At 71.0% G+C, this 23530-nt stretch carries 20 protein-coding genes and 1 pseudogene; 7 read left to right on the plus strand and 14 right to left on the minus strand.

What is annotated here, in order from left to right; all coding sequences use genetic code 11:
• Positions 1 to 30 precede the first annotated feature (30 nt).
• The 4 genes and pseudogenes from ACFW6A_RS24670 to ACFW6A_RS24685 all read right to left on the minus strand — a co-directional run.
• Positions 31 to 429 (minus strand): annotated as a pseudogene (locus tag ACFW6A_RS24670) (single-stranded DNA-binding protein); the annotation flags it as partial.
• A 98-nt stretch (positions 430 to 527) separates the two neighbouring features.
• On the minus strand, positions 528 to 1577 hold the full coding sequence (locus ACFW6A_RS24675) for a peptidoglycan-binding protein (protein ID WP_386642924.1): 1050 nt from the start codon (positions 1575 to 1577) through the stop codon (positions 528 to 530).
• Positions 1578 to 1651: 74 nt separating this feature from the next.
• Positions 1652 to 2242, minus strand: coding sequence for a hypothetical protein (locus ACFW6A_RS24680; RefSeq protein ID WP_386642927.1), 591 nt, complete (start codon positions 2240 to 2242; stop codon positions 1652 to 1654).
• A 27-nt stretch (positions 2243 to 2269) separates the two neighbouring features.
• The gene (locus tag ACFW6A_RS24685) at positions 2270 to 2893 is read right to left on the minus strand and encodes a ParB N-terminal domain-containing protein (protein ID WP_386642930.1); all 624 of its coding nucleotides are present in this window, start codon (positions 2891 to 2893) and stop codon (positions 2270 to 2272) included.
• A 466-nt stretch (positions 2894 to 3359) separates the two neighbouring features.
• On the opposite strand from ACFW6A_RS24685, the gene ACFW6A_RS24690 reads away from it, so the two are divergent.
• From ACFW6A_RS24690 to ACFW6A_RS24720, 7 genes are all read left to right on the plus strand, one after another.
• The gene (locus ACFW6A_RS24690) at positions 3360 to 3920 is read left to right on the plus strand and encodes a hypothetical protein (protein ID WP_386642933.1); all 561 of its coding nucleotides are present in this window, start codon (positions 3360 to 3362) and stop codon (positions 3918 to 3920) included.
• A gap of 79 nt (positions 3921 to 3999) precedes the next feature.
• On the plus strand, positions 4000 to 4308 hold the full coding sequence (locus tag ACFW6A_RS24695; protein WP_386642936.1) for a hypothetical protein: 309 nt from the start codon (positions 4000 to 4002) through the stop codon (positions 4306 to 4308).
• Entirely contained in the window at positions 4305 to 5348 is a 1044-nt protein-coding gene (locus ACFW6A_RS24700; protein WP_386642938.1) for a hypothetical protein, read from the plus strand. Before ACFW6A_RS24695 ends, ACFW6A_RS24700 begins: the two co-directional genes overlap by 4 nt.
• Positions 5349 to 5370: 22 nt before the next feature.
• Positions 5371 to 6174, plus strand: a complete 804-nt coding sequence (locus tag ACFW6A_RS24705) for an ATP-binding protein (RefSeq protein ID WP_386642941.1) — start codon at positions 5371 to 5373, stop codon at positions 6172 to 6174.
• A 156-nt stretch (positions 6175 to 6330) separates the two neighbouring features.
• Positions 6331 to 7422, plus strand: coding sequence for a hypothetical protein (locus ACFW6A_RS24710; protein WP_386642944.1), 1092 nt, complete (start codon positions 6331 to 6333; stop codon positions 7420 to 7422).
• Between the two features lie 87 nt (positions 7423 to 7509).
• Entirely contained in the window at positions 7510 to 7941 is a 432-nt protein-coding gene (locus ACFW6A_RS24715; protein WP_386642947.1) for a hypothetical protein, read from the plus strand.
• Between the two features lie 115 nt (positions 7942 to 8056).
• Positions 8057 to 9466, plus strand: a complete 1410-nt coding sequence (locus ACFW6A_RS24720) for an ERF family protein (protein WP_386642950.1) — start codon at positions 8057 to 8059, stop codon at positions 9464 to 9466.
• Positions 9467 to 10267: 801 nt separating this feature from the next.
• On the opposite strand, the gene ACFW6A_RS24725 is transcribed toward ACFW6A_RS24720, so the two are convergent.
• The 10 genes from ACFW6A_RS24725 to ACFW6A_RS24770 all read right to left on the minus strand — a co-directional run bounded on the left by ACFW6A_RS24725 (position 10268) and on the right by ACFW6A_RS24770 (position 23457).
• Entirely contained in the window at positions 10268 to 10894 is a 627-nt protein-coding gene (locus tag ACFW6A_RS24725) for a hypothetical protein (RefSeq protein ID WP_386642953.1), read from the minus strand.
• A gap of 314 nt (positions 10895 to 11208) precedes the next feature.
• Complete coding sequence (locus ACFW6A_RS24730) at positions 11209 to 11523, minus strand: hypothetical protein (protein ID WP_386642956.1); 315 nt, start codon at positions 11521 to 11523, stop codon at positions 11209 to 11211.
• Between the two features lie 73 nt (positions 11524 to 11596).
• A complete protein-coding gene (locus tag ACFW6A_RS24735; protein WP_386642959.1) occupies positions 11597 to 12097 on the minus strand; it encodes a hypothetical protein in 501 nt (166 codons plus the stop codon).
• Between the two features lie 114 nt (positions 12098 to 12211).
• Positions 12212 to 12580 carry a hypothetical protein gene (locus ACFW6A_RS24740; protein WP_386642962.1) on the minus strand — a complete coding sequence of 123 codons (369 nt, stop codon included), beginning with the start codon at positions 12578 to 12580 and terminating at the stop codon, positions 12212 to 12214.
• A gap of 14 nt (positions 12581 to 12594) precedes the next feature.
• Positions 12595 to 15882, minus strand: a complete 3288-nt coding sequence (locus ACFW6A_RS24745; RefSeq protein ID WP_386642965.1) for a hypothetical protein — start codon at positions 15880 to 15882, stop codon at positions 12595 to 12597.
• A gap of 57 nt (positions 15883 to 15939) precedes the next feature.
• On the minus strand, positions 15940 to 17139 hold the full coding sequence (locus ACFW6A_RS24750; protein WP_386642968.1) for a hypothetical protein: 1200 nt from the start codon (positions 17137 to 17139) through the stop codon (positions 15940 to 15942).
• Between the two features lies 1 nt (position 17140).
• Positions 17141 to 18235, minus strand: coding sequence for a hypothetical protein (locus ACFW6A_RS24755; RefSeq protein ID WP_386642970.1), 1095 nt, complete (start codon positions 18233 to 18235; stop codon positions 17141 to 17143).
• Between the two features lie 84 nt (positions 18236 to 18319).
• Positions 18320 to 19291, minus strand: a complete 972-nt coding sequence (locus ACFW6A_RS24760; protein WP_386642973.1) for a hypothetical protein — start codon at positions 19289 to 19291, stop codon at positions 18320 to 18322.
• Positions 19281 to 23294, minus strand: coding sequence for a hypothetical protein (locus ACFW6A_RS24765; RefSeq protein ID WP_386642976.1), 4014 nt, complete (start codon positions 23292 to 23294; stop codon positions 19281 to 19283). The genes ACFW6A_RS24760 and ACFW6A_RS24765 overlap by 11 nt, the downstream gene beginning before the upstream one ends.
• Positions 23287 to 23457, minus strand: coding sequence for a hypothetical protein (locus ACFW6A_RS24770; RefSeq protein ID WP_386642979.1), 171 nt, complete (start codon positions 23455 to 23457; stop codon positions 23287 to 23289). The genes ACFW6A_RS24765 and ACFW6A_RS24770 overlap by 8 nt, the downstream gene beginning before the upstream one ends.
• Positions 23458 to 23530 lie beyond the last annotated feature (73 nt).

Raw genomic sequence — 23530 nt, forward strand, 5'->3', positions numbered from 1 at the left:
CGGCTCCTGCCTCCTCGTCCAGGGGTCGGTGCCGCCCGCGGGCGTCGTTCCGGGCGCGCGCGATGCCGGCGCCTTCGTGACCTTCGCCGTCGCGCGGTTCAAGTCCGGTCCTACGGCTTCGACGTCCAGCTCGAAGACCGTGCGCTTGACGCCCTGGTTGTCCTCGTAGGACCGCTGTTTCAACCGGCCCTGCACGATCACGCGCGTTCCGCGCTGGAGCGATTCCGCGACGTTCTCCGCGGCCTGGCGCCAGACGGAGCAGGAGAGGAACAGCGCTTCGCCGTCCTTCCATTCGTTGGTCTGGCGGTCGAAGGTGCGGGGGGTGGAGGCGACGCGGAACTTCGCGACCGCGGTGCCGGAGGGAGTGAAGCGGAGCTCCGGGTCGTCGACCAGGTTGCCGACGACGGTGATGACGGTCTCGCCTGCCATGAGGGCGCCTTTCAGGAAGTGAAGGAGGGCCGGCCTGCTCGCGCGGGCCGGCCCTGGGGTGGGAGGGGCCGTGCCTGAGCGGCACGGCCCCGGGAAGGTCAGGAGAAGAGCGCCTTCCACGTCTTCGGGCCAGGGAGCCCGTCGGCGTCGCCGCGCAGCTCGGGGCGGGAGAGCTGGAAGTCGCGCAGGTTCTTGCGGTCGGCGTCGGACCACTTCGGGCCCGGGCCGCTGGTGTAGTGCTTGGTGAAGCCCTTCTTCACGAGCTGCTGGCCGAGCAGGTTGATGTGGTTGTTGGTCCGGCCGGGGCCGAACTGGTCGGCGCCGGGGAACGGCGGCGTCGGCTTGACGGTGACCTTGCCGGGCAGGGTGCCGAGGAGCTTCTTGAGGGAGTCCTCGCCGGGGACGCCGTCGGCCGCCTTGCCCTTGAGGCCGAGGGAGCGCTGGAAGGCCGCGTAGTTGCGGGTGTCGGCGTCGGTCCAGACCGGGCCCGGGCCGCTGGTGTAGTGGGTGCCGAAGCCGCGCTTCACCAGGGCCTGGCCGACCTTCGTCACGTGGTCCCCCTTCGCGCCGTAGCCGTACCGGAGACCGTTGATGGTGACCTGGTAGCGGGCGAGGTCGGGGCCGGTGCCGCCGGGGAGCGCCCCGCCGGGGTTCGGGGCGGGCTTGTAGGCGCCGGCGGGCATGCCCGCCTGGACCCAGGCGTAGAGCTTCATGCCGGGGCAGGCGGTCGCGAAGCCGTCGCGGTGGCCGTGCTTGGCCAGGGTGCGGCCGAAGCGGCGGTTGGCCTCCTCGTACAGGGCGCGGCAGGCGGAGAGGGCGGCCGCGCTGGGCTCCTGGTCGCCGCCGATGGCGATCTGCACGCCGATCGCGCTGATGTTGTGGCCGGGGCAGTGAGCGCCCTGGAGGTTCCAGCCGCGGCCCTCGTAGACGTTGCCCGCCTGGTCCACGACGAAGTTGTAACCGATCCCGCTCCAGCCCTGGCCGATGTGCACGGCCTCGATGGCGCGGACGATGGCGTAGCCGGTGCGGGTGATCGGGTGCGCGCCGTCGTAGTGGATGTAGAACTCGGTGCGCTGGGCCGGCGAGACGGTGTCGGGGGTGCCCTGCCAGGGCCGGGCGCCCCAGGTGTCTCGGGAGATGATCTTCATGGGTGCGGCTTCCTCCGTCGCGGGTGAGCTGGGAGGGAGCACGGTGGAGTACCGGGGGTGCTTGTGTCGCGGGCTCAGGTTTCGGGCTCGTCCTCGGCGTTGGGGTACTGGAGGGCGAACAGGGTCTCGGACAGGCGGGTGGCGAGGTCGTCGGCGCCCTGGTTGTGAACGGCGACCGGGCCGCCGGCGGCGCCGGTGAGCTCGATCTCCAGGTGGTCTTCCTTGCCGTACTGCTTGCGGTGCTGGCGCTCCAGGTACCAGGCGGCGGCCCGCCAGTCGGGGGGTGTGGTGATGGTCTCCTCGATGACCTTGCCGGTGTGGGGGTCGAACTTGCGGTGGGTGGTGACGAGTCCGCCGCGGGCCGCGCGGCGGATGTCGAAGGCGGCCTGGAAGGCGGCGTTGGCCCGGGCCTGCTCGATCTTCTGGAAGAAGTCGACGAGCTGGTCGTTCTCGGGGTTGGGCTCGGCGCCGTTCTCGCGGTCCTGGAGCTCGTGGTGGCCGATGCGGCGCCAGCGCAGGAAGGTCGAGCGGGAGATGCCGGCGTTGACCGCGGCCAGGTCGACCGACAGGCCCATGCGGGTGGCCTCGATGAGCCGCGCTTCTACCTCGGCGGTGAGGAGCTGGGCGCGCGGTCTGGCACGGCGCCGGTCTTTACGTCGAGGCATGGGCCGGAACCTAGATCAGCGGGGGGCCTAGCGTCCCGGCGAGAAGACGTGTCCGCAGGCCGGGCAGCACGTGCTGGTGGCGCGGTCGTCGTCGCCGCTGTCAGCGAGGCCGCCGTCGCCGCTGTACAGGTCGTCGTGGTCGGTGGTGCTGGTGCCGTCGGGGCCCTGGGGCAGAGTCTCGGGGTCGACCTGGCGGAGCAGGTTCTCCATCTCGTCGTCGGTGAAGCACAGCGAGTCGAGGAGGTCGGGGTCGGCGGTGGCGAGGTCTTCGAGGATGGTGGCGAGCGGGCCGGGCAGCCAGCCGCCGGCCTCGGGGAGGCGGTTGAGGAGGATCAGGAGGGCACGGGCCTGGCGGTCGTCCTTGGAGGCCCAGCCGCGGGTGACGGGGACGAGCCATCCGCCGTCGTCGTCCAGGAGGAGGCCGTCGGGCAGGGGCAGGCCGCGGATCTGCATCTCGATCAGGGCCTCGCGGCGGCCGTGGCCGGCGATGAGCATGCCGGTGCGCTCGTCGGCGACGACGGTCTCCACGAAGCCGTGGTCGGTGATGGAGGCGATGACGCGCTCGATCTCGTGGCCCTTGGGGTTGGCCGGGTCGGCGGGGAGATCGGTGAGCGGGACGTAGGTGATGTAGCGGGGGGCGGGGAGGGTCATCGCGGGTCCGTTCGGCGCACCGGCGGCGGGGGTGAGGGGCGGCGGCCGGCCAGCGAGCCCGCGGACTTCAACCGCGGCATCCCGTCTCGCTACCGGGACGTGCCGTCATGGCCGGGCCGGGCCGCCTGCCCCGTACCGCCGTGCCCCTGGGTGTGTCCGGACAGAGCGCGGCGGGCCTGGAGGCCCGGGCGCGGGTGCGCGTTCCGTGACCGGGCTTTTCGCAGGCCGGGGGAACGTAGAGGGGCGGGGGCGTTTGTGTCCTGCGGTGGCTGCGGAGCTTTCCCCGCTCGCATAAATTTGGTGTACAGTTTATTCAGCGTGACTGTTCCGAGCGGGCAGGTACGCAGGGTCTGGTGTAACGAAATCGCGTCTCACTCCGTCCATAGGCGTGCAGGCGACCGGGACACACGATCCACACCCCCAGCCGGCAAGAGCGAACCGGCTTCCCAGAAAGGCAGAACACCTCATGAGCACCGACGAGACCACGCCCCCCACGGCGGAGGAACTGGCGCAGCGCGCGATGGTCGCCTACGCGGTCAAGGAGTTCTTCGGCGGCGTCTGCGACCCCCACATCGCGGCGAACCAGGAGTACATCAAGAGCACGCCGGGTCTGCGCAGCACGACCGCGTCCCTGGACGGGCTGCTCGCCGTCACGTTCACGGAGTCCCGCAGGAAGCCGTCCTTCTTCGTCGAGGACCCGGAAGCCTTCCTGGAGTTCGCCGACGAGAAGAACGAGGTCCGGTACGTCGTCAACCCGGCCTTCGAGAAGGCCACGCTCAAGAACGCGGTCTGGCACGCCGCGACCGGGACCGCCGTCGACAAGCGCACCGGAGAGACGATCCCGGGCGTCGGCTACGACCCGGGCGGCGAAACCATCTCCGTCAGCCCTTCCTGGACCGAGGGCGGGCGAGCTGCGGTGCGGGCCGTGATGGAACAGCTCTTCGGGGGCGCCATGAAGGCGCTGCCGATGATCGCCCCCGTCGACGAGAAGCAGCAGAGCGACCCGGTTCCGGAGCCCGAGCGGTGATCCGCTCCGCATCCGCAGCCTGATCCGCTCCCTCCCAGCCCCCCGCCCGGGGGGCTGGGCTCTGCCTCAAGGAACCACCGTGAGACCGTCGAGGAACATCCGCCTTGCCCTGCTCGACCTCGCCGACACCCCGGAGATCAACGACACCACCTTCCGGCGCTTCTACCGACTGACGCGCGACGTCGAGGTGGACACCTGGTACACGTGCGGGCAGCTCGCGCAGAAGCTGAGCATCGATCACCACCCGGCCCGCCCCACGCTCGCCGCGCTCGTCGCCGCCGGCCTGCTGGACCGCTCCTTCGAGCCGCACCGCGTGGACGGCTCGGACCGGCGCATCGTCACCTACCGGCTGCGCATGCCCAACGAGACCACGGAGGGCACGAAGTGAGCGACCAGGACCTCGCCGACGTCGACGAGCAGCTGAGGATCGCCACCGGCCGCCGCGCGGCGCCGTTCACGATGGTGCCCGAGTGGGTCACCGTCCACCCGGACCTCGACCCGCAGGCCAAGGCCCTGTACGACGCGCTCGCGGCCCACGTCAACGTCAGCCGGACCGACGGCAAGGTGTGGCCGACCCGTCTCGCCCTCTCGATGATGCTCGGCTGGACCCGCGAGCAGTCCGTCGACCCGTACCTCCGGCAGCTCTCGAAGGCCGGGGCCATCACCATCGACGAGGACCGGCGCCCGGACGGCAGCCTCAACCGGCGCCCGGACGGCAGCGTCAAGAAGATCTACTTCATCCACGAGACGCCGCCGGACGACTATGACGGCCCGAAGAACCTGGCCGAGTACTACGCCTGGTACCGCGTGAAGGTCCAGGAGATGAAGGAGGCCAAGGCCGCGAAGAAGGCCGCGAAGAAGGCCGACCCCGCGCCGCCGGCGCGCCCCGCGGCCAAGAAGACGGCCCCGGCGAAGAAGGCCGCGCCGCAGGCCCCGGCCGCGCCGGCCGCCCCTGCTCCCGCCCCGGCGCCGAAGCCCAAGCCCGCGAGCCGCAAGAAGGAGAAGACGCCCGAGGAGATCCGCCTGGACAAGCTCGCCGACGAAGGCGCACACCGCTGGTGGGACGTGGAAGCGCCGAAGCTCGTCGAGGCCAAGAAGATGACCAGCTACCTGGGCGACTCCCAGCGGGGCTTCCTCGGCGTGCGGACCCTGATTCGTCAGGCCCTGGCGGCAAAGCCCCATCCGTACCAGCCCAACATGATCATGGCCGCGCTCGTGCGCGGTGCCCAGTGGCTTCCGCACCGCAGCACGTTCGAGCGGGCGCTGCGGAACGTCAGCGGCGTGCAGGACGTGCCGTCCGGTACCGGGCGGCCGAGGCTGTACCACGACGACCAGTGGACCAAGGGCAAGAAGACCGATCCGGCACCGGCCCCGGCGCGGCCACCTGCGCCGCCCAAGGACGAGTTCGCCGTTGTCGACGATGACTGACGCTGACGAGAGGAGCGCCGACATGGCCATGACCCTGGCCGCCCCCGAGGCGGAGAAGCCCGTCGTACCCGCCGTCAACTCGGCTGTCGCGAGCGTCATGCGGATCTTGCAGTCCAGGGGCGTGGACCCCGCGGCCGCGCAGAGGTTCGAAGACCGCCCCGACAGCACGGACACCTACCAGCTCCAGGTGAACCGGCGCGCGTGGCTCAACAGCCTGACGCTCTCCGGGCACGCGGACTACAAGCGGTACAGCCTGGACCGGCTGGAGGAAGAGCAGCATCCCGAGCGGCTGCGGAAGTTCGTCGACTCGCTGGTCATCGTGCGCCGCCACAACCGGGCGCAGATGCGGCTTCCGGAGCACCAGCGCCAGTTCAAGCGCGCGCCCCGCCTGAACGCGATCATGTCGGGCAACATCGGCGCCGGGAAGACCGTCGCGGCGGCCGCGGCCGGTGCGTACGGGGTCGAGGAGGGGCTGATGGTCCGCTTCGTCGGGCACTCCCGGTATCTGTCGTGGCTGCGGCCGAACTCGGCCCCGTCCGGTCTCACCCCGCTCCAGGTCCGGGAGTACTACGAGCGGTGTGACCTGCTCATCTTCGATGACCTGTGCAACGAGCTGGACGAGTACGCGACGACCTTCGTGCGGACCGAGACGGCCGAGCTGCTGAACGCCCGCCTGCACAGCGGCCGGGCGACCCTCTTCACCACGAACCTGTCCTTCAACCAGGTGGCCGAGGTGCTGGGCGAGCGGTTCGCGTCCCGGATGGGCAGCAAGGCGGCCCACTTCGAGATGGTCGGGGAGGACCGTCGGCAGCCGATCCGCTGGTGACAGCGGCAACGGAGCGGGGCTCGGCGGGCAGTTCGCCGCCGAGCCCCGCTCGGCATGCCGTGCTCCGGCAGAGCACCGGCAATCTGATCTAGACTGCGCGCGACCAGACGCTCAAGAGCGAGGGCTCTGGCAGTCGCCCAGGAAGGACTCTGTGCCGTGGCCGCATCCAGGAACCCGAAGACCGTTCTGCGGGAGATCACGCAAGGCGAGCGCGAGCTGCGTGACTGGCACCGCAACCTCCGGCTCGGCGCGGCTGGCGCGAGCTTCGGCATGATGCTCGCCTCCCTGTACCAGCTCCACTGGGCCGGCACCCTGATCGGCTTCCCCTCGTTCGCGGCCGCCGCGATGGCCGGGTCGCTGGAGATACTGCTCGCCTTCAACGCCGGCGCGGTCACCTCGATCCGCAAGCGCACCCCCGACGGCCAGGAGGCCGGGTACTTCTGGAGCCTGTGGGCGATCTTCGGATTCCTGCTGTGCATCTCGGTGGCCGCGAACGTCGGCCACGCCGTCGTCGCCCTGTCCGAGTGGTTCGCCTCCGGCGAGGCCCCGGCCGTGATGGTCCAGCACAAGATGTGGGTGTACGGGGTCGGCAGCGCCGTGGCGGCGATGGTCCCGCTCGGCGGCTCCTTCGGCCTCCACATCAGCGGGTTCGTCCGGAAGAACGGCGCCGGCTCCGACTGGTCCGACTCCACCGGTACGGCCGCCGTCGTATCCCCGGGCGCCACGGTGGTCCCCTCCGCGCCCGCCGACCCCAAGACGCCTGCCGTCCGGCGCCCGAAGCCTCCGCGACGGGTGCCCATGTGGGTCGGGCAGGGCGGGGCTCCCGAGCAGCAGCCGAACCTGGAGGCCGTCCCGCCCACGACGCCCGTCCCTTCCCCTGCCCAGCCTCCCGAGCAGCAGACGAAGCCGGCGGCCGCCGCCGAACCGTCCACTCCTCCCTCGGGGCCCGCGCCCGCACGGCAGCCGGCGCAGGACAGCGGGACGAAGGAGCTGCACCCCAACCTCTCCTTCGAAGAGCGCAAGGAGCTGCTGTACGTGGAGTGGCGCGCGGCCAAGCTGGCGGGCGAGGAGCACCGGTTCCGGCAGGGGGGCGACCTCAACGGAACGAAGCTCGGGCTGCGGCTGGGCAAGAACCCCGCGAGCGGCCGGAACTACATCCGGCCCGAGTTCGAGGCGCGCTTCGCGAAGGAGCAACAGGACCAGGCGGCCGACGAGGCTGGGGTGAAGGTGCTCGCCAGCGTCGGCTGACCTGCGGCTTCCCATCCACTAAGGCGGGCGCCCCGTATCCTCGGGGCGCCCGCCGCTTCGTTCTCTTCACGGATCGGATCACTACCGATGAACCCCAGCCGCCAGGTTGCCGCGGCCCGTCTTGCCGCCGCCCAGGCCGCCCGCGCCACAGCAGATCTCGCTCGCGCCGTGGTCGGCGAGACCTCGTCACCGGCGTCCGCCGCGGACCGGATTCGCGCCGCCCGTCGTCTGCGCGTGCTGTCCCTGGAAGCGCTCGACTGGACGATCCGGGCCGAGTACCTGAACGGGACGTCGTGGGTGGAGCTGGCGCAGCTCCTCCAGCGCGACGCCGGAACGCTGCGCCGGCAGTACGAGGCCGGAACGCTCCAGTGGGCGGAGGCTCTTCCGGAGTCCACCGACGACGAAGCGGACGCCGCCGGCGCGCTGGACGCCTGGTACCGGCGGCACGCCGAGGAACTGCTGGACCCGGCGCAGGAAGCTCCCGTCAGCGGGCTGTTCACCCCTCCCCACAAGTGCTAAGAGTGATAAACTGTACACCAAGTTAAGGGCGCGATCTTAGGGGTCCGCCCAGAGCACCATGTCCCGGCAAGAGCGAGCCGGGACTCGGTCCCCAGAACCAGGAAGGCGGTCACCCGTGGCCGAATCCACTTTCGACACGCCCGACCTCGACGAGCTGATGTCGTGGTCGGTCGACAAGGCGTTCATCGCCGCCCAGAGAGAGATCGCGCCGATCGGCAAGGACGGCACCAACCAGGACCAGAAGTACAACTTCCGCCAGGCGGAGGACGTGATCCGGGCCTGCTCCGGCCCGATGCGGAAGTACGGCTTGCGGATCTTCCCTGCCGAAATCATCAGCCGGGAGCACCAGAGCCGCGGCAAGATGAACGTGACGATCATCGAGGTTCGATGGGCAGTCCGTGGCCCGAGCGGCGACGTCATGGACACCGGGATCGTCACGGTGGGCGAGGCGTTCGACGCATCCGACAAGGCGTCGAACAAGGCGATGACCGCCGCCGAGAAGTACGCCCTGCTCCAGGCGTTCAAGATCGAGGTCCGGCCTGGCGACCTGGACGACGGAGACCGCGACCACCCGACGTCCGTCAGCTCCCCGATCGACGCCTACCTCGCCCGGCTCCGCCGGCCCGACGTCTGGTACAGCCGCGAGGGGCTGCACGAAGTACTCAACGTCGCGGCCAACCACGGGATGCTCCAGGCGCGGATCCCGGATGAGCCCGAGATCACGCTGGAGAAGTACGTCCTCCGGCGCGGCCGCGAACTCGCCGACGAGATCGCCGAGCGCGAGAAGGCCCGCGCAGAGGCGCACGACGCCTTCGTGGCCCAGATGGCTCTGGAGAATCCGACCCCGGGCCCGGAGAACGATCCGTGGGCCGTGCCGCCGACGCTGCGCCAGGGCGGGAGCGACCTCGGCGAGGAGGAGCACTCGGAGAACGACCTCAGCGAGGAGGAGCCCTTCGGCGACCCGGACACCGAGGGGACGGTGGAAGAGCCGTCGTTGCCCGACCCGGCCCTGGTCCAGAGGCTCCTCGACGACGCACGGACCGACAAGCAGGCCCTGGCCGGCATCCGCGACCGGTTCGGCGCGGCGGCCCTGGAGCGCATCGTCGTCACCTCCCCGTGGGGCCAGGTCAACGCCGACTCCGCGATCACCCTGGCCCTGGAGGACACCGCCAAGACGAAGCCGCCGACGGCCCCTCCGGCTCCGCCGAAACGGCAGACCACTCAGGAGAAGGCGAAGGCGAGGATGCTCATCGAGGCGCGCCTCCAGGCCGACATGCTCGGCAAGGAGGCCCACGAACACCTTGCTCCGGTCCTGCCGAAGGGAGTGACGGAACTGGAGCGGATCACCTCGCAGGTCAGGTTGCAGAAGCTGATCGCGGAACACCGGCGGGCCGTCCTCGACGCGATGAACGCCAGCGGGCAGACGGCAGCCGCGGAGCTGTACAGCAGCGCCGGCATGTACGTCCCGGCGCGCAACATCGAGGCGATCGTGGCCGCCGTCGTGCCCAGCCCGGCAACCTCGTGACGTGACGCGCCCCGCACTCCGACGCCCGCCCCCGGGGGCGATCGGAGGGTACGGGCATGGCCCCGCGTCACGTCGCTCGTCGGAGGGCTCAGGGCGTACGTACGCCTGCCGGGGAGCCGTACGTACGCCTCGCACCCCGGCGTACGTACGCCTGCTCCTCTCCGACGATGTACGCCTCGCACGTCCCCGCAAGGCGTACATCGCCGCTCGGGAGGTACGCCTCGAAGGCGTACGGGTACGCCTTGAAGGCGGAGCGCAGGGCGTACCCCCGCACGCGGCGGCGTACATGCCGCCGGCGCAGGCGAGGCGTACGGGTACGCCTTGCGCCCGTACAGGTACGCCTTCGCGAGGAGATGGCGAGGCACAGGGCTGACTCCGCAGCCACCCGCACCGGGCATACGCCTGGAGACGCTGCGCAAGGCGCACACCGGGGTACGCCCCATCTGACCTGCGGATATGCAAAGGCGTACCCGAGCCGAAGGCGTACCCGAGCCGAAGGCGTACCCGAGCCCAGGGCGTACCCGAGCCGAAGGCGTACCCGAGCCGAAGGCGTACCCGAGCCGAAGGCGTACCCGAGCCGAAGGCGTACCCGAGCCGAAGGCGTACCCGAGCCCAGGGCGTACCCGAGCCCAGGGCGTACCCGAGCCGAAGGCGTACCCGAGCCCAGGGCGTACCCGAGCCCAGGGCGTACCCGAGCCCAGGGCGTACCCGAGCCGAAGGCGTACCCGAGCCCAGGGCGTACCCGAACGACGAAGGCGTACCCCCGTGGGAGGGGGTACGCCTTCGTCGGGCACGGGTTGATCAGGATGGTGTTCGGTCGGCCCGCCGAACTGTCGCGCGCTTGTGGCGCTCGGCTTCGTTCTTCTCCGCCTGGAGGTCTTCCTCTTCTCGGACGAGTTCGAGGAAGCGCTCCGGGTACTCGTCCGCCAGTCGCTTACGGGCGCGCCCTCGGGCGTTGAACTCGGGCAGGAAGACGCCGCGCTGGGCTGCTTCAGCAGCCAGCACGCGGTACACCAGCCGGTCTTCCACCTGCGCTCGGCTGCGCAGCTCGGTGATCCGGTTGCGGTGGTGCTTGTTGGGTTCCTCGGGCCCCTGGGGCAGGTACTTCTCCGGCTCGCGGGCGATGGCTGCGAGCGTCGGGCGAACTGTCCGGGCAAGCTCGGGCGAGCGGAAGGCCAGGGCCTCGACCTCGTAGTTGGCGGGCCGCTTCTCCCACGGGAGGATGGTGATGGTGAGGAACTTGACGAGGTGGGGCGCCAGGCGCTCGATCTGCCTGTGGCGGTCCTTGTGCCTGCTGATCTTCACGAGCTCGGCAGTCCGGGCGGCGACGGCCGCCGGGTCCGGGTTTTTCCACCGCCGGCTTTTCGGGCGCTCGCCGTGGTCCGGCCTCGCCTCGCTTGCGGGGAGGGCCTTGTGCGATGCCACCATTCCGGCGCGTCCTCCTGAGTCATGCGGGTGCCGGCGGGGCGCCGGTGAGCGAAGGTGAAGTGGCCTTGCTGCGACCGGCCCCGCCGTGTGCCGGATCATCGCCAGAGCGATTGGCTCCCCGGCCCTCGGCGCCGGTGAGGCGCGGAGTGGGCTCGATTCGCTCTTCCTCGTGAAGCGTGGAGGGACCAGAAAGGCAAGACCCTCAGCCCGACGAGGCGCTGTCTTCAACGGCGAGGTCGGCGGCAGCAAGGCCACTTCACCTTCGCGGGGATGATACCCGCGCCTGAGGAAAGGCGCGGGCTCCAGCGAACCGATTAGGCCGTTGTGCCCGGCTTCGGGCTCGTCACGGATTCGATCTTGGCCGTAATCGTGCTCGGCTTCCAGACGAGCTCGTGCGCTGCCTGTGAGGCGGTCAGAACCGCCACGATCGTGCCCAGCGCGGGCAGACCGTGGGTGAACTGCTCGATGCCGCCCGTGCTGGCGACGGTGACGACGCCGGCGAGCAGGGCCACGACGACGGCGACGGCCCGCTTGGCCCGGGCCGACCAGAAGGGCTGCTGCACGACCGCGGTCAGGAGCGGCAGGAGGGCGCCGACTCCCGAGGCGGTGAGGGTGGTGACGGTACTCATGGCGAGGTCCTTGTCTGTCGGGAACGAGAGGACCAGACCCTGCACGGTGCAGAGGTCTTGCGTCGCGCGGCGGTCACTCAGCGGGCCGGTCGATGTCCTCGGCGATCTCGTCGGGCGGCGTGGGAGCGGTGCGGCCCAGCGTGCGGAGGTTGTCGAGCAGGACGCGGATGTAGTCGAGCGCGGCCGCCTTCCAGCGGCGGTCCTTGCGCTGCTCCTCCCGCATGTGCCGGACTTCCCGTTGGAGTTCGAGCTGTCCGGCCTCCAGGACGCTGACGCGCTCGATGGTCCGCGCGTGCACTTCGCGCTCCTGCTCCAGGACGACCTTCTGCTGGTCGAGCATCCCTCTCTGCTGGTCGAGCAGGGAGGAGAAGCCGGCGGTCACCGTCTTCATGGCCTCGACGTAGGTCTGTCCCTCGGCGGCCTGCGCCGAGGTCACGGCCTGCACGGAGGCGACCCGCTCGTCGGCGTCGCCGCGGCGCTTGACCTGGCGGTAGCTGAACCATGCTCCGGCGACGACGCCGCCCATGCCCGCCAAGGGGGCAATGACGGGCGCCAGGGAAGCGAGCCAGTCCACGGCGCCCCTCCTCGTAGTGGATATGGGTGCGCGGGAGCCGGGGCCGTAGGGCCGCGGCTCCCCGCAGTGCCGTACGGTGCACGACCGTCCGGCTTGTGTCGCGGGCTGGCCGCTCTACGTCCCGGAGCCGGTGGGCGGCTCGACGACGCCGGCGATGAGGTTCCAGGTGCGGCGGACGGCGTCGAGGAGCTGCTCGTCGGTGATGCCGGCCTGGGAGCTGTCGGGCTGGCCTTCGACGCGGCCGGCGGCGGCGGCCGCGGAGACGAGGGGGTCGGTCGCGAGGGCGGGCGCGTAGCCGGGGCCGGTGAGGTCGGAGGGGTTCAGGGCGTTGCGGGCGAGGGCGGACCGCAGGGGGTATCCCTGGGTGTCGGGGTCTTCGGCGAGGACTTCGCGGGCGACGCGGACGAATGCGGTGCGGACGCGGTCGGCGAAGGCCGGGCTGCGCATGAGGGCGTGCTCGTCGATGAGGGCGGAGATGGGCATGGGGCCTCCAAGGGCTACTTCTTGCAGGTGACGCGGAGGACAGGGGCGTAGGGCTGACCGACACCGCGCGCGCGGCCGCTGTATGCGGGGTCGGCGTTATTCGGGTCGAGCGCGATGCCGCGCCAGGAGGTGTGGTCGAAGACGGACGTGATGTCGACCCACTGGGCCGTGTTGCGGGTCCAGGCGATGGCCTGGGCTTCGGAGTCGCAGGAGAAGGTGGCGGGCCGGGAGGGGTGCTTGTGGGCCCTGATGACCGCGGTCCCGCCCGTGTTGCTCGCCCACTGGTCGAAGCACAGGAGGACTTCGGCCTTGAGGATGGTGGCGCCGGCGAGGTCGGTGGCGAGCTCGACGGGGAAGCCGATGAGGGCCGACTGCATGCCGTACACCGAGCTGTAGCCCTGGACGCACGCGTTGCCGTGAGTGGCGTTGTACGGGCCGCGGTTCATGTACGAGCCGGACCAGGAGGCCGCGTACTCCCTCTTGTAGAAGCGTGTGATGAAGGTGGGGTTGCCGCCGCCGGGGTTGTAGACGCCGGTGTCGGGAATGGAGGGGCCGATGTCCTCGACGTAGAACAGGCCGGGGAAGTTGCTGCCGCCGAGGAGGCGGACGGTCTGGCCGGCCGGGCCGCCCTGGGCGCGGAAGGTGATCAGCAGGCGGTGGAAGCCGGTGCCGAAATCGGCGCCGGAGCGGATCGTCTCCAGGTGCACCCGGATCCAGCCCTCCCACGGTGTGGGCTGGCTGAGGGACTGGATCTGCGGCGAGTTGAGGGTGGGGGTGGCGGCGCCGCCGTCGCGGAGGACGACCACGACCTCGCCGCCGGCGGCCGCCGGGTCGGCGTAGCAGTCGAAGACGACGCGGTACATACGGGTGGGGTTTGCCTCGAAGCCGAGCTCCATGTAGCCGTACTCGGTGGTGCCGGTGCTGACGGCGGTGGTCGGGTAGCCGACGGCGACCAGACCGCGGGGGTGGTTGGCCAGGATCCGGTCGAGGCGGTCGCCGCCGACGGTGAGGCTGCCGGCCACCGAGACGTTGCTGAACCCGGCGTTTCCGAGCTGGTCGATGGTGGCGACGGGAATCTGGTCGGTGGCGAGGGTGAGGTAGTTGGGGCGGCCGGTGACCAGGGCGACGGCCTCGCTGCCGTCCTGGTCGAAGAGCTGGATGCCCAGGGGGGACAGCTCGGCGCGGGCGCCGGTGGAGCCGGAGGCGACGACGAAGCGGGCGACGGCGTTGTCGAAGGCGACGGTGCCCGCGGTGCCGAAGACCGAGACGACCCGGACGCGGATGCGGACCGTGCCCGCCGGTGCGGCCTCGGCGGGGGCTCCGGCGAGGCGCTGCCAGGAGCCGCGGACGGCCAGGCCGTCGCCGGTGGTGACGATGCTCGCGCCGAGGGCGGTGCCGGCCGCGTCGAGCCACTGGGCGTAGATGCTGATGCGGGCGCCCGCCCAGTCGGTGGAGGCGAGGTAGTCGACGGCCAGCCACACCTTCTGGCCCGGGACGGCGGGGAGATCGGCGATGTCCAGCGGCCGGGAGACGGCCGTGGCGCTGGTGGCGTCGACCCGGACGGCGCGCGGGGTGCCGTTGCCGGCGGCGATCGACCAGTACGCGGCCGCGGCCACCCGCTGGTCGCTGAGCGCGGCCTCGAACGAGGGGTCGGCGATCAGGTTGCCGTCGGTGCCGATGGCGAGCTTGTCGGCGGTGAGCGAGCCGGCCTTGACGTGGGTGGCGTCGATGACGCCGGCGGCGATCTTCGTGGCCGTGACGGCGTTGGCGGCGAGCTTGTCCGCGGTGACGGCCAGGGCGGCGATCTTCTCCGCGGTCACCGCGAGCACGGCGATCTTCTCCGCGGTGACGGCCAGGGCGAGGATCTTCTCCGCGGTCACCGAGCCGGCCGCGAGCGCGCCGGTGTTCACGGCGCCGGCCTTGATCTCCCGGGCGGTGACCGCCTCCGCCGAGATCTTCCCGGCGGCGACCGCGTCGGCGGCCAGCGCCGCGGTGGTCACCGAGCCGACGACGAGGTTCGTGGAGTCGACGATGCCGGTCTTGAGGACCTCGATCGTCACCGCGTCGACGTCCATGACGCCGGTGGTGCCTGCCGTGCCGCTGCCGAAGTTCAGGTAGAGCAGGGGGGAGATGAACCGCGTGTCCGCGTGCATGACGCCGGGCGTGCGCGGGTCGAGGGCGGCGCCGCCGGTGCCCGGGGATCCTGTCGCGGCGCGGCCGCGGAGGTAGCCGGTGTAGACGGTCCAGCCCGAACCGGCGGGCTGCGGCGTGTTCGACGCGGCCACGTAGTGCCCGGAGGTGTACGAGTTCGCGCCGTTGCGGTTGACCAGGGTGACGCCGTCCGCGGCGACGCCGAGCGCGCCGACGTACAGGGTGTCGGTGCCGGAGACCGAGCCGGTGACGGTGCGCACCCGCGCGGAGATCCGGTACAGGCCGTCGGGGTCGTAGGGGACCTGGACGGTGCCGCGGACGACGGTGTAGCCGGTGGCCCTGGCCAGCGTCCGGCCGGTGGGCGCGTCCGGGGCCGCCAGGTGCGCCCACGCGGCGCCGGCCGGCTGGTTCAGCACCCGCCAGGCCTTCGGGTCGCCCATCGCGTCGACGTACCGCTGGGTGATGCCGTCGGCGAGCGCGCCGCCGAGGGCGTTCATCGTGACGGCGCCCGCCGCGAGGGCCGCGTCGGTCACGGCGCCGAGCGCGATCTTGCCCGCGGTGACGGCGTCCTTGGCGAGCTTGACCTCGCCGATGATGCCGTCGAGGAGGTCCTGGCCGACGGCTTGGCGCGGGGTGCCGGGGGTCGCCGCGGACGGCGGCCCGGTGATCTGGCCCGTGTTCTGCCCGACGAGCCGCACCCAGCGGGCGGCGTAGCCCTCCAGGGCGATGGTGGCGGTGCCGCCGGCCTGCGCGGTGATGGTGCCCACCTGCGTGGCGAGGCTCGGCACGAAGTCGGCGGCCGTGCCGACGTGGACCTGGACGAGCGCGAAATCCGAAGGGGTGTCGTACGCGTCCGCCCAGGTGCCGTCCCAGCCGACGACGAGGCCGGCGAGCACCGGCTCGATGGCCGGGGCCGTGGGGGTTGGCGGCGGCGTGGGGTTCACCGGGACCAGGGCGACGCCGCCGTCCGGCTGGACGCCCACGCTGCCCTTGAGGCTGCCGTCGGCGTCGTAGATGTCCATCGCGCCGCCCTCGATGGACGTGTGCGACGCCTGCGTGCTGCGCTCCAGCGCCTGGAGGCGCCGGGTCAGGTCGTGGAGGGTGCGTGCGAGGTCCGCCGCACCCGTGCTGCCCTCAAGGATCTTGACCATGGGGCGGCATGGTCCGGACGGCCGGGCTTAGCGTCGCGTCCTGGCCTGGGCGGTGGCCTAGTACACGAAGCTGTCCGAGCGGCGGAGGTCGAGGGTGATGATCCCGTCGGCGGAGACCTCGTCGGCGATGATCCGGTGCCACACGTCAACGTTCCCCACCCACGGCACCTGGACCTGGACACGGATGTCGTCGCCGAGCTGCCAGCTGCCGAACCGCGCGTTGGGGTGGTCGATGACCTGGATCCGCGGGATCTGGAGGGCCTTCGTACGTCCGGCGAGCTCGGCGCGGCCGCGCCTGGTCAGGGCCGAGGGTGAGGAGAGGGTTTTGTCCGTGATGGTCACGACCCGCCGCAGCCGCCCGTCATACGCGGCAACCTGGGCGCGCGCCATCTTTCGGCCCTCGCCCTTGCCGAGCACGATGGCCTCGTTGGCGTACTCATCGCCCATGCCCTCCGGCTTGGCGATGGCGATGATGTTCTCCGAGTCGACGAACCGCAGATCGCTGCGTCTGCGGCCGAGGCGCGGCTTACCCAGGCGCAGCCGGTGGGAGATCGTGTTGCCGGTGGACCTCGCCCAGAAGTGCTCTTCGCGCCAGTCGAACGGGGTGAGGCGGGTCAGAGTGTCGATGACCTGCCCGCAGTCGGGGTTGTCCCACCAAGCGAGTTCCCAGGGGTCGCTTCCGTCCCTGGCGCCCAGGAGCTCGCCGAGGTTGTGGGAGTCGACGACCAGTCCGATGTCCCCGTAGGGGCGCGACTTGATGTGGGCCCAGATGGCGCGGACAGCGGCGTAGACGTCCTGGCGGTGGCCGCCGTAGGGCTTCGGGGGCTTGGGCATGCGCTGCTTGCCCTTCTTCCCGTCCACCCATCCGTCGTGGTTCTTATCTTTTCCGGCATACGGATCTTTTGGGGTGATGAGCGGGCCGGAGATCATGTGGCTCTCGAAGGGAATGCCGTGCGGGTAGGCCGTGAAGCCCTCGGAGCGGATCGTGGCCTTCCCACCGTCGTACGAGGTGCTGGTCACGACCCCGCCCCAGCGGATCGCCCCGTTGATCTCCAGGTAGAGCTTCGTGCCCCACTCCTGGATGAGCGGCTTCCCGTCGGAGCCGATCATCCGCTGGTACTCGGGCTCGATCGTGCCCGTCATCGAGCCCGGCCCGGACAGCTCGCGGCGAGGATTCGACGTCAGGGCGATCGGGACGTCCCAGTCGAGGATCGTGCCGCCCAGGGCCCGTTGGGCGATGAATCGCCACCTCTCCATCTCAGACCCCTCCCTCCATCACGGGCTCGCCGGCATCCGGGAGGTCCGGCAGTTCCTCGGGCGGCTCCTCCTGGAACGGCGCCTCCAGGAAGAGCGGGCCCATGGCCACGGCGGGCTCCAGGAGCTCGGTGTCCGGGGTCTCGAAGAACTCCACCTCAAGAGTGAGCCACGAGCTCTGGTCGACCTGCACCTGTCCGTTGCCCGCCGCCGTCAGACGCGTCCACACCTCCAGCTCCTGCGTGGTGGACCGCAAGTCGGCCCCGATCGGGAACTCGCCGGAGAGCAGAATCGTGCGCCGACGGACCCCCGACCCCTCGTCGTCGTTGAGAGGGACGTCCGGGCCCGGCAGGCCGGCGAACGCCAGCCGGATGTCGCCCGCCACCGGGCTGCCCGAGACCCGGAAGCCGGACACGGACAGCTTCGCCGCCATCCGCGTCGCCCACACCGGGACGTCGAACCGCCAAGTCGTCAGCTGCCCGGGCCACTCCTGCCACGAGCCGTCGAAGTAGCCCAGCGTCGTCGCCTCACCGAGTCGGGCCGTCCGCATCTGCCGCTCCTGCCGCGGGTTCGCAACCGCGCGCAGGTCGGTGATCATCTCCTGCGTGATCGCCGCGGTGTTCGCCGGGATGTCGATGCGTGCGAGCGCGATCGCCGAGTCCTGGGGCGCGAGCGTCGGCAGATCCCGCCCGATCGTCGTCGACGGCACCCCGGAGATCACCCGGGTGAACAGGTACGGGCCCGCCTCCGGGTCCGCGGGGAGCGCCCACCCCTCCCCCGCGGGGTAGGGGTTCTCCACCCGCGCCACGATCAGGTCACTGCGCGGCTGGGCGCCGGTGGCCGCGATCGGGATCGTGTCCGGCACTGGCAGCCGGCCCGCGTACGCCTGGTACGTCGCACCGACGGCCCGGTTGAGGATCGCGCACGCACCCGGTGCGACCTGCACACTCGCGGCAGGCTGCTCCAGGGCGCGCACCACCAGGTCCCGGGCCCCCACCACGCCCTCGTTGCTGCCGAACGCTGCGTACGCCAGCAGCCGGGCTGTCTCGGCGGAGTGCAGCGCGCCCCCCTCCGTGAACCACGGGACTCCGTCCCACATGCCGCGTCTCCTTGCTCGTTCCGTTGAGGGCGCGAGCGTTTCTCAGAGAAACGGCTTGTGTCGCGGGGAGCGTTCGGCCGGCCGTCAGATGTAGGAGAAGGCGTTCCGCCATTGGATCGTCATGTAGGCGCTCGGGTCCGGAAGGCCGGTGTTCTTGAGCCGGAAGACCTGGCGGCCGGTCGGCAGCACCATCTCGTCCAGGCGCGGGGAGCCGCGCCGCATCAGGCCGGCGACAGAGGCGCTGCCGCGGGTGACGGTCGAGATCCACGGGCGCGTCTCGATGGTGATCTTCTCGCCCCGCTTGAGGGTGATGTCGAACGTCGCAGTCCACCACCTTTCGAGGACCACGGAGGGGTTGGTGATCGGCCCGTAGATCGTGATGATCGGCCACGCGGCCTTGTTCCCGCCGTTGTACACGACTCCCGGCGGGTCGTTGGGGGTGACCGGGTCGATCGGTTGCGGCTTGGGGAACCCACCGCCGATCGGGGAGGTCAGGCGGGGGCCGAATCCTCCCGGGTTGGCGATGTTCGCCCAGACCAGCGGTACGCGTTCCATCTGCTCGACGTCGTCGTAGGCGGTGTCGTCCACGCACGCGAACTCCGCGACGACCGGGGTGATCCCCTGCCGGGTCAGCCTCGATCCGGCGGGCGCCCACTTGCGGGGCCGGCCGTAGAACCGGCGCTGTCGGCCACCCTGGGTCGTCGACAGCACGGCCGAGTGCCCGTACCGCACGCGCAGGGACTCCGCGTCCCAGGCCCGGGCGAAGGTGGACAGGCGGCTGAGCCCGGCAGCATGCCGTCCATGCCGGGTGTTGGAGGCGCCGATGCCGTCGACGGCGAGCTCGAACGTGATCGTGGAGGCGGGCCGGTAATCGCGGCCGAACCGGATCCCGTCGCCGCGCGGCAGCTCCATGTCGCCGTTGTCGCGACTGCCGAGGGTGATCTCGTACGGCGCGGTCAGGTAGCAGCCGGTGCGGAAGCTGCCGAACGTGAAGTCGGCGCCCGGGTGCCACCGGTAGCCCGGGTACCAGAGTCTCCACTCGCCCTCAGCCGGCATGTACTCCTCCAAGTCGGATACGTCGGAACTCGAACATCGCGTCGCTGATGGCCTCGCCGGGCGTCAGCGGCTGGCTGGTCATCGTGAGATTGAAGTCCCCGCCCACGAGAGCAGGGGAGGCGTTTCCCTGGGAAACGGTGGAGCGCGGCGCGGCGGGAGCTGCGGTGCTCCGCGGCAGCCGGGTGGCGCCGTCCGCGTACTGGCGCAGTGCGCCGTTGGCGAAGTACACGACCCGGCCGCCGAACATCCGGGCCACCTCGTCGAGGATCGCGGCGGAGCGCCGGCGCTTGGACGGGGCGAGGGGGATGTACGCCTCGCCGCCGGTTTCCGGCTCGGCCCACAGGCGCCACTCGCCCGGGCGGGCGATCTGCGCGATGTGGTTCTCGGCTCCGTTCGCGAAGGCCCGGACGCGGTTGCGGACCTTGTGGATCCCGCCTTCGGCGAAGCGGACGATGCCTCCGTCGGCCTGCTGGGAGACCACCGCGGGCTTGCCGACCGAGTGGTACTGAATCGTCACTTGGACGGTCCGGCCGGTCAGTCGGTTGATGCTGCCCTGGATGTCGCGGACGTTCTGGAGCGCGGTCCCAGTGGGTGCGGTGATCTCGACGTTCTTCGTGCCGGGGACTTCCTTGATCTCGAAGCCCAGGCTCTTGAGCTCGTCCTGCGCGAGCTTGGTCGGGGCCTCCATCTTCACCGTCTTGCCCGCAGGAAGTTCTGCCACCTTGTCGCGGACGGCGGTGAGGTCGTCGGCGGCGGTCTTGATCAGGGCCTTGACGGAGACGTTCTTGTTCGCCGGCGTCGCGGCGAGGGATTCGACGAGCATGGAGAGCTGGCTGCGGGCGCCGCCGGTCGGAGCGGTGATCGAGACGTTCTTCCCGCCGGGCAGCGTGGCGACCTGGAAGCCGACGGCGCGCAGGGCGGCGATGGCCTCGGCGTTGGGCGCCTTGACGGTGATCGACTTCCCCGCCGGGATGGACGCGAGCTGGGTCTGGAGGCCGAGGATCTGTGCGTTCGCCTCGGGGATGCCCTTGGCGGCGAGGAGGATGCTCACCGTCGAGGGCATCAGGCCCATCTTGTCGGCGAGGGCCTCGGCCTGGGGAACCGTCAGGCCGAGGTCGCGGCCGTAGTCGACGGCAGCGTCCCGGGCCTTCTTCATCTCGGCCTGCCCCGTCTTGAGCGCGTCGGCGAGCGGGGTTCCGTTGCTCTTCGCGAGCTCGACGGCGGCGATGGCGGCCCCGGCCGCGGAGTCCCGAAGTTCGGTGAGGTGGGTGTTGAACTGCTGGCCGGCCTTGGTCGCGGTGTTGACGGAGCCGTCGTACTGGATCAGTTCCTTCGCGGCGTTCTTGAGCTTGCTGGTGTTGGCCTCCATCGCATCGTTGACGGAGATCACCGCGGCGTTCACCCGGGTCTGGGCGTCGTGGAAGGACTGGGTGCCGCCGGTGAGGGCGTCGAGGGCGCGCTTCAGGGAGTTGACCCGGTCGTCAGCGGTCGCGGTCGAGTTCGACATGCCTTCGACAGCGGTCTTGAGGCGGCTGAACGAGTCGGTGCCGCCGTCGCCGGCGTTCCGGGTGGCGTCGGCGAACTCCTTGTTCTTCTGCATGCTCTTGTCGAGGTCGCCGCTGACGGCCTTGAGGGCGTCCTTGGCACGGATCGCGGCCAGGCCCTCGTCGTCCCATGCCTGGGCCGCTCCGCCGGAGGAGACGATCCACTTCTCGTGCGCGTCGGCGGTGGCCTGGAGTTCGTCCTGCATCTCCTTGAGCGAGGTGCCTTGGCCCAGGTAGGCGTCGGTAAGTTCCTTGAGGGAGATTCCGGCTTCCCGCATGCGGTCGACGAGCTTGCCCTTGCCGTCGGCGATCTTGGCGTCCTGGAGGAGCTGGGCGGCCTGGGCACGGACGTTGGCGTCGATGGCGCCGTTGGAGTCCCGCAGGGCCTGGGCGAGGGAGTTGACGCGGTTCTGCTGTTCGGCGGCCGCGCGGGCGGCCTTCTCGTGCTGGTTGGCCAGCAGGCCCACGCCGATGGTGACGAGCGCGATGGCCGCGCCCCAGGGCCCGCCGAGGGCTCCGACGAGTCCGGACATGCCGACGCGGACCGAGCCGGCGACCGAGCCGACGGCCCGCATGGCGCCGGTCATTCGGCCGGCTCCGGCGGCCGCGCTGTTGTAGGCGCCCTGCATGCGCTGCCAGACGCTGATGTGGGGGCCCATGGTGCCGTTGGCGACGCTGGTGGCGGCGCCGAGGTTGCGGATGGAGCCGACCATGCCGGTCAGGGCTCCGGTGATGCTGCGGACGACCTTGAAGGCGAGCATCGTACCGAGGAGGATCCCGAGGCCGGTGCCGAGGCCGGGAACGACGTCCGTCAGCCGGTTGAAGATGTTGAGCAGGCCGTTGAAGGCGCCCAGGAGCATGCCGAGCCCGACTCCGGCGACGGACAGGGTGGCGATGGCCTGGGCGAGGTTGGAGATGATGCCGATGACGGCGGGGCCGACGGTCTGGCCGATGGAATCGAGGAAGGCGCCGATGCCGGGCATCAGCTCAGTGCGTATCTGGCGGACGAGGTCGGCGACGCCGTTGTCCTTGGCCATGCGGCCGAGGCCGCGGACGAGGTCGCCGACGAGCGCGTTGAGCTCGTGGAAGGTGGGGGCGGCGTCGGAGAAGAACTTCTCCATGGACTTCTTGCCCTCGCCGCTGTTGGCCCAGCGGTCGAACCGGCGCATGGCGCCTTCGAGGCCGTCGAAGAGGGCGTTGCCCGCGTCCATGCCGGCGCGGCCGACTCCGGCGAGGCCCCGCCCGAGGTACAGGGTGGTGCGGCCGAGCTGCTTGGCCTTCTCGGCGGCGTGGTCGAGGAAGCGGCCGAGCGAGCCGGTGGAGCGGCCTGCGGCGGCCGAGGCCCGGACCCACTGGGTGAAGCGTTCGCCAGCCGCGCCGATGCGCTCGACGAAGGGGCCGGAGGCGACCAGGAAGTCGAGGGAGGCACGGCCGAGGTTCCCCAGGCCGTTGGTGAGGTTGCCGATGACCTTCGAATTGGTCCCGGCTATCTTCTTGAAGTCGCTCTTGAAGACCCCGGTCTGCATGAACCGGGCACCACGCTGAGCGAGCGCGCCCATCTGCGACGCAGAGTCGCCCAGGGCGTCCCGCAGGAGCGGGAGAACCGCGTTCGACAGGGGCCGAATTTCGTTGGCGACCTTCGAGAAGAAGCGCTCCTGCACGGACTGGCGCATCTTGCGCCACCCGCCGCTCAGGGACGCGATGGTGCTCACCGACTTGCGGGCCGAGACGGACACGTTTTCCAGCGACTTGTCGAGCGCCTTCTGCTGCGCCTCGGTGAGCTTCGTGCCGTCCCGTAGCTGCGCCTGCGCCTTGAGGGTCTGCTTCAACGCCTCGCCGAAGCCGGAGAAGGCGACCTTGGTGCCGATGGCAGCCGCGCCGGCGGCCATGATGAGGCCGGGGACGGCGCCGAGGACACCGACGGCCGGGGCCATCGAGGAGGCGAGGGCGACGACCGCGCCGCCGTACTGCGTGAGCGCGGCGATGGCGGGCTGGAGGACCGAGATGATGCCGCCCAGGGCGAGCATCCGCAGGGAGCGCCGGCCGCGCGGCATCTGGAACTGGACGGGGACCCGGACCGGGGTCCGGTCGGCCTCGCTCTGGGCGCCGCCCAGGAGAGACCGGATCCGGTCCAGCAGCCCGCCTCGGCGCCGCCCTTCGTCGACGTCCACCGGGACGCGGATGTCGTTGCTGGCGGCCTCGCGTGCGACATCGTTGAGCTCGCCGCGCAGGCCGTCGCGGTCGACGCGGACCCGCACCGTGGCGGTGACGCCGCGGGAGGCCCGCTCGACGGCCTTCTCGATCTTCTTGCGCAGGCCCTTGGTGTCGACCTTGACCTTGACCTGCACCGCCAGACCTTCGGCGGCCGCCTCGACCTTGGTCCGCAGCTCTTCGGCGAACCCCGCGAGGGAGGCGACGACCGGCACTTCGAGGCGGCCGGCCTGCATGCCCTCAGCCACTGCGGACCATTCCTCTCCTGGCTGCGGCCGCCAGCATCGCCTGGTGGCCGTTCATCGGCTTCGTGGGCTGCTGCGCCTCCGTGTCCGCCGTGTCGTACGGGCGGTTGATCGTCCGCGGTTCCTTGCGGCGGTGGTCGGAGGCGAGCAGGGAGATCTCCTCCACGAGCTGCGCCAGGAGTTCGGTGCGGACAGTCCAGCCGCCGATAGGCGACGAGCTGACGCGGGACTCCTCGGGC

Source organism: Streptomyces sp. NPDC058758, from assembly GCF_042746075.1.
Lineage (GTDB): Bacteria > Actinomycetota > Actinomycetes > Streptomycetales > Streptomycetaceae > Streptomyces.